This is a genomic window from Chromohalobacter canadensis (assembly GCF_029544075.1).
GTDB classification, from domain to species: Bacteria; Pseudomonadota; Gammaproteobacteria; order Pseudomonadales; family Halomonadaceae; genus Chromohalobacter; species Chromohalobacter canadensis_A.
Genome location: NZ_JAJQJH010000028.1, coordinates 1 through 5,955, shown reverse-complemented (window position 1 = coordinate 5,955; position 5,955 = coordinate 1). Strand labels below are relative to the sequence as shown.

The 5,955-nt window shown below is 50.7% G+C and carries 3 protein-coding genes; all 3 read left to right on the top strand.

What is annotated here, in order from left to right:
- On the top strand, window positions 1-188 hold a 188-nt coding region (locus tag LUN51_RS17345), incomplete at its 5' end, for a hypothetical protein (protein WP_277812240.1).
- Between the two features lie 263 nt (window positions 189-451).
- On the top strand, window positions 452-1,600 hold the full coding sequence (locus LUN51_RS17340) for an MFS transporter (protein WP_277812239.1): 1,149 nt from the start codon (window positions 452-454) through the stop codon (window positions 1,598-1,600).
- A 603-nt stretch (window positions 1,601-2,203) separates the two neighbouring features.
- A complete protein-coding gene (locus LUN51_RS17335) occupies window positions 2,204-5,887 on the top strand; it encodes a hypothetical protein (RefSeq protein WP_277812238.1) in 3,684 nt (1,227 codons plus the stop codon).
- The last annotated feature ends 68 nt before the right edge of the window (window positions 5,888-5,955 follow it).

The window sequence follows — 5,955 nt, the reverse complement described above, 5'->3', positions numbered from 1 at the left end:
GGCACAGGTGTTTCTGGGGGAATACTCCGGCGCCCTGGATACCGCAGGTGCTGCGCTTATTGGTTGAATTCAGGGTTTATAAGCCAACAATGGGATACAGCCAAGCTTCTATATTGGTGAAATCTATAATTAATGAAAAAACTTTATTGAAATGCTACAAAAGCCATATTATTTATCAACCTCATTAGGGCACTGTCAATTACGTCCCACCAAGGAAGGGTGTATAAAGGGAGCCCCTGGAGTTAATGAAATTAAAAAACACCAAGCTTTTTGGAAAGCTCATGGGATCCCAGAAGGCGAAATTAATACTGTAGATCGTACTCTCACCACTGGCAAATCGGGCATAATTTACTTTGCTCACAAAAACCCCAATTTAGTTCGCGACGGCATAAACAAAGTTCTCGACATGGCCGCTAAAGACTTGATTTTTGAAATGACTTAAGGATTAGGTATGAAAAAGGCACCCGAAAAATCTCATTACCTTCTAATCATAACTGTTATTCTTTGCTACTCAGTAGTAGGGGTTTCATTCGGAGCGCTTCCTGTAATACTAATAAATGAAGAAAGGTTTTCCCACCTTACTCTTGGCGTTGTCATAGGGAGTTATGCTTTTACTGCCATTCCGAGCCGTATAGTTGGCGGTTTTCTCATGAACAAATTTGGCTACAGGAATTTTCTTATAATAGCAGCTTTTATACTTTCAGCATCAACATCTTTAGTCTTGCTAGCTTCTTCTCCTGCACATTTCTTATTGACAAGGTTATGTTTAGGTATAGGAGTTGGCTTCATGATGTCAGTAACAACAGCATGGATTGTTGATTTGCCAACAAACACTGGTCTTGCCAGTAAGCTTGGTTCCATAGGAACACTTAATTATCTTGTCCTTGCTTTCGGTGCCCCGCTTGGAGCTTATGTCAGCAATATATATGATGGCAGACAGACGCTTTTTCTCTCATCAATTCTTCCCTTATTAGGGGCAATTATATCTTTCAAAATACATAACCCAAAGCCAAAAAAAAGAAGGGGCACAAGAAAAGCATTTATTATGGAAGCTTTTAAGATCTCCTTTTTACCAGGAGTTGTATTAATGACTTCTGGATTCGGGTATGCTTCCATTGTTTCTTTTGGTGTCGATGTTGCGAAATACAAAAATCTCGCATGGCCGGGAGCTGTTGTGTTCACATTTGGCTTTGTGATGGTGTCAAGCCGAATATTTATAACAAAATATATAGAGCGTTACAAAGAATCAGCCATATGCTCTTTATTCTTTATGCTAGAAGCTCTTGGGCTAGGGATTATTTCGTATTTCAAAAACTTCTTATTAATCATTCTTGGCACATCGCTCGTCGCTTTAGGAATGGCTTTCATTTACCCATTCTTAGGCAAGATCGTAGCTTATAGCGCCAGTAACGACGTCAGAGGTACTGCATTAGCTATCTTCGGATCTTTTATAAACTTAGGAATAGGCATTGGAAGCATCCTACTAGGGGGAATAGCATCCATATCAAACGTTGCTGCTTCATTTGGATTTGCCGCGTTTATAACCTCATTTGGCGCTTTAGCATACTTCCTCAAAACCTCAAATAAACACACTTCGTAAATTAAAATTTACGCAACAGATAAAAATTAACAACCATTGGCCGCCACCTCAGCAGAGCGCAGTTTTACTCTGCGGATATTTCAGGCAGAGAGGGGGAGGTAAGCATTGACTACAATAGTAAGCCGGCCCATCCGCACATACTCCTCAATAGATCTAGATGGATAGCACGTAATAGAAAACTCGGAATTTTAAATTCTATCAACCCACATCTACTGACTTTCCGAGGGAATTAAAAAATTCACTAGCCATGTTGCTGACCACATACTCCGCAACCATTCGCTATCTTGAAGGCCTCTCAACTTTATTTTTCATTGTTTAATGAGGGGCGTTAATTTTGCATATAGAGAAAATATTTATTTCAACATTTAAACAAACTTGGAACGAAAATACCAAGAGCTAGTTAAGGGATCAAGCAAGGGTGCCTGCCTAACCGGTTAGCCTAGGAGCGTCGCATCAGAAAAACCGCTCCAGGCCAGCATTCCAATGTCTAGGCTACCACGCTTCCGGCCCTAAAAAGACAATTCCCAAGCCATGCCTTTCCCACAGTAACAAATGATAGGCTAAGGATTAGCAGTAGGAATCAACTTGGCCAAGGGAAAGTCTGTGAGCTATTTTCGCCGAAAGCTATGGTTTGCTGACCAAGACGGCCAGCATCAATTGGAGCAGGACGACCTGCTGGGGCGCCGCGAGCCGATCGTCGTCCTTGGTGAACCCGGCATGGGGAAGACCGAATTACTTAAGGAGCTAGGCGCGAAAGATGGCAACGCATTCTGCCGCGCGCAGCAGTTGATTAATAAGCCGCGGCCCGAGACGCTTCTCGGCGACACAGAGCGTATAGTTATCGACGCGCTCGATGAAGTGTCCGCTCAATCTGACGGGGATGCAGTTGATCTAGTACTGCGGAAGCTAGGGGAACTCGACTACCCACCATTCATTCTAAGCTGCCGAGTTGGAGATTGGCGTGCTGCTATCTCAGCGCAGGCGATCGCCGACCAATATGACGATGTGCCACCACTAGAAGTGCACCTCGAACCGCTCGACGAAGATGAACAGTACGAGCTGCTCACTCAACTAATCTGTAACGCGAAGCGTGCACGGTCACTACTCAATCATTTCGTGCGGTTCGGCCTCGATTTCCTCGGAAACCCACAGACACTAGAGCTGGTAGCAGCCCTGCCCAAAGATCGTCCGTTGCCAGCGACCAGCGGTGCTCTTTTCGAGAACGCGATAGAAACGCTCAGGAAAGAACATAACCGTCTGAAAAACGAGCTGCCTCATGACGCGGTTCTTGATGCGGCGGGCGCAGCTTTTTCAGCTCTGATACTGACAAGCAATGCGCGCATCATCGATCAACCAAGCGGCGCGATCGACCCCGCTGATAAGGCACTGCCACTTGCAGAAGTTGAGGCATTTGATAACGGCCACGTGCAGTTGGCGGCAAGCACAAAACTTTTCGCGGCCGATCTCGACGGACTGACCTATGCCCATCGCCGCGTCGGTGAATTCGTCGGCGCGCGCTGGCTAGCCGCGCGCGCCGACACTCGCACAAAGCGGAAAAGGCTGCTTGAAATATTCCGATCGCATGGGCTAGTGCCCTCTTCACTGCGCGGCCTCCACGCCTGGCTGGCGCGCGATCCGCAACTGGCAGACGCGGTAATCGACGCCGACCCGATGGGCGTGATCGAGTATGGTGACGCTGAGGCGCTAACGTCCGATCAAGCGCGGCAGTTATTCATAGCACTTGAGCGACTCACCGACGACAACCCGTGGTTCATCCGGTGGCAGGAGCATCATGCGGCGGCGTTGGTAAAACCGCAGCTAATGGAAGAGGTTGCACGCGTAGTTGGCGACCGGGGAGCCGGGTTCGGGCTGAGGCTGCTCTTGCTTCAGCAACTCAAAGGCGCGCCAACGGCCGAGGGGCAACGGACGCAGCTGCGCGAGTGCATGCTCGATGAAGCCGAACCGTACGGCATCCGCCATGAAAGCGCGCAGGTACTGGTCTCGCTTGGTGGTGAGAACTGGTCCGTGCTGCTTGAAGAGTTGCGGCAGCAGGTGCGGGAGGATGCACTTCGACTCGCGTATGAGTTGCTCGATGATATTGGCGTAGATTCCTTCAGCGACGAGCAGATTGTCGCGATCGTCCTCGCTCACGATGGGCTGTCAGTATGCCCATTTGGGGATGAATCTGAGCGCAACACTATACTTGGACTTTATCTCCTCGCCAGAAATGTTCCCGTGGCGCGACTAGACGGCTTACTTGATCTTTTCGCCATTCAGGCCAATGCGCTTCTTCCCGAGCACGCAGGAATCGAAGAGAACGATTTCATCGATCTTCAATATGCTCTCGTGCTCAGGCGTATCAGAGAAGGTGGTCCAGTCGAGCCGCTGCAACTGTGGCGATGGCTAGAACCGTTCAAGGAGCAAGCCTCATACCGGCGCGACCAAGGCAAGGAGATCGAAGAATGGCTCAAGGCAAATGCGCCGGTATGCCAAGCAATCCAGCGACATGTCCTGCTCGATCGGATTAGTAAGAAGAACATTTGGCAGCGAGCTTGGCCGCTTCACCGTAGTGCCATCAACCTATATCCCACCCAGGCCGAGATCATCAGCCTGCTTCAAACACTGGACCCGAATGATCGCGCTGACGCACGCTGGCGAGAATTGATCAATCTCGGCCAGACTTGGGGTGAAGAAGGAAAGATGCTGCGCGAGGCAGCTAAGCCCTTCGCCCAGCACCGGCCCGATCTTCTGGCCTGGATTGATAGACTGGCCGAGCGCCAGATTCCGAAATGGGAACGTAAACGGGAGGAAAAGGAACGAAAGCGCAGGGCGAAACAGGCGGCCAAGTTCGCCAACCATCGTCGAGAGTTTCTTGCCAACATAGAAGAAGTCAAATCGGGCAGAATTAACTGGATTCACGCACCTGCACAGGCATATCTCAAACGTTTTCGAGATGTAGGCGATAACGTGCCAGCACATGAGCGTGTCGTGGAGTGGTTGGGCGAAAAGGTCGCGTCAGCGGCGCAAGAAGGATTCGAAGCGTTTCTCCAAGCCCAGCCATCAAGACCCAGTGCTAAGGTAATTGCTCAGAGCTACGCAAAAAGTAAGCGTTGGCCGGCAGGCGACATCATCGTTGCCGCCCTCGCCGAAAGAACACGTACATTGTCAAAACCATTTGAAGGAATGGGTAGCGAGCGACTGGCGGCCGGACTATTCGTGTGCTGGCGTGAAAACATTGGCGATCACGCCGGCGTAGAGGAACTCACACCCCAAATCGAGGCCGAGTTGAAGCGGCGGGGACGATGGAAGCAGGCGGCGCGGCTCTATATCGAGCCGCAGTTGAGGTGGCGGCGTCAGCATGTGGACCATCTTTGGGCGTTCATGCGCAGCGATGATAGCGGTCTTAGCGCTGATCTCGCCGAGGACTGGTTAGCCCGATACTCCGACATGTCGAGCGAGGCAGAGGTCGAGATGATCGACCGATTGCTGCGTTCCAACCGTCGTGATGTGTTGCGTTCGCTGGTGGCCGAGCGACATGGGCGAGAAATTAGCGACGAGCGGCGTCGGAATTGGGAAGCGGTGGCGCTGCTTATAGATTTCGAAGCGGCACGCACACGGCTGAACGGTACAATCGAGCCCGAACTGCTTTGGCATCTCCGAGACCGAGTTGGACATGGTAGGCGTTACGAAGGAACCGGCATTTTTCTATCGATCAAACAACTCTTCTGGATGATCACAACCTTTCGCGAGCAGTGGCCCGAGGTTAACAGACCAAGTGGTGTCACAACCGGCGACACCAACCTGTGGGACGCTGCGGAATACATCCGAACATTAATTACTCGTCTAGGAAGCGACGTATCAACTGAGGCCATGGCGACGCTCGCTGCGCTACGAGATGCGCCCGAGGACAGTTACACATGGACGCTGCGAATGGTCTATTCCGAGCAGCGGCAGAAGCAGGCTAACGAAGGCTATAACCCGCCAACGCTTGACCAGCTCAAGATGGTTCTAGAAGGCGGCCCGCCGGGCAGCGTAGCCGATTTGCGCGCGATTGTGGTTGAAGAACTACGACTGCTGGGCAAGCGGTTACGCGGAAGCTCGGAAGACGAGATTAACCTTTTCTGGACAGATGACGGCCTCCCTCGCAAAGAGAACCATTGTCGCGATATAACTATTTCACTACTGCGCGGCCACCTCGATTCCCTATCAATCTACTCCGCCAGTGAGGCCGACATGCCTCAGGATAAGCGTGCCGATATTGTCTTCTATCATGGCGGTCTGAAGTGACCCCCTCCAGAGCTGCACAGGCTATAGTGCAGTCATCAGGAGGACAGGATGAGCGACGACACCCCCAT

Coding starts and splice junctions, on each gene's coding strand:
- LUN51_RS17340 (WP_277812239.1), top strand. CDS start 452: ATGAAAAAGGCACCCGAAAAATCTCATTACCTTCTAATCATAACTGTT.